This window comes from Vibrio sp. 1069 (assembly GCF_033340555.1).
In genome coordinates this window covers 1-699 of sequence record NZ_JAWOWP010000382.1, presented here as the reverse complement: position 1 = coordinate 699, position 699 = coordinate 1, and the positions used below count along the sequence as shown (strand labels likewise).

At 49.2% G+C, this 699-nt stretch carries 2 protein-coding genes; both read left to right on the top strand.

Annotation, left to right across the window (positions count from 1 at the left end; all coding sequences use genetic code 11):
• On the top strand, positions 1-197 hold a 197-nt coding region (locus tag R7040_RS26665), incomplete at its 5' end, for a DUF4212 domain-containing protein (RefSeq protein ID WP_318097612.1).
• A gap of 12 nt (positions 198-209) precedes the next feature.
• On the top strand, positions 210-699 hold a 490-nt coding region (locus R7040_RS26660), incomplete at its 3' end, for a sodium:solute symporter family transporter (protein WP_411978215.1).

Here is a 699-nt window from a genome sequence, read left to right as displayed (position 1 = left end):
TAATGGTCATCTGGTTCGTCGTGTCTTTCGGCTGCGGCATTTTATTTGTCGACGTACTAAATCAATTTCAATTAGGTGGATACAAACTTGGTTTCTGGTTTGCTCAGCAGGGCTCCATCTATGCCTTCCTAGGTATTATTTTCTACTACGCGTGGAGAATGCGCCAAATCGACCGTGAATTCGGCGTGGATGAGTAAGGAGTCACTCAGATGGATTTGAAAACTATCACTTATCTGGTTGTTGGTGCGACGTTTGTCCTCTACATCGGTATTGCGATTTGGGCACGCGCAGGATCAACCAAAGAGTTCTACGTCGCGGGCGGTGGTGTAAACCCTATCGCTAACGGCATGGCAACCGCAGCAGACTGGATGTCTGCGGCATCTTTTATCTCGATGGCGGGTCTGATTGCCTTCATGGGTTACGGCGGCAGCGTATTCTTAATGGGCTGGACTGGTGGTTACGTGCTGCTTGCACTGTTGCTTGCCCCTTACCTACGTAAGTTCGGTAAATTTACCGTGCCTGAGTTTGTCGGCGAGCGTTTCTACTCCAAGACTGCGCGTATCGTAGCCGTAGTGTGTCTGATCATCGCGTCGGTCACTTATGTTATCGGTCAGATGAAAGGCGTGGGCGTTGCGTTTGGTCGCTTCCTTGAGGTGGATTACTCAACCGGTCTACTGATTGGTATGTGTATTGTATTTA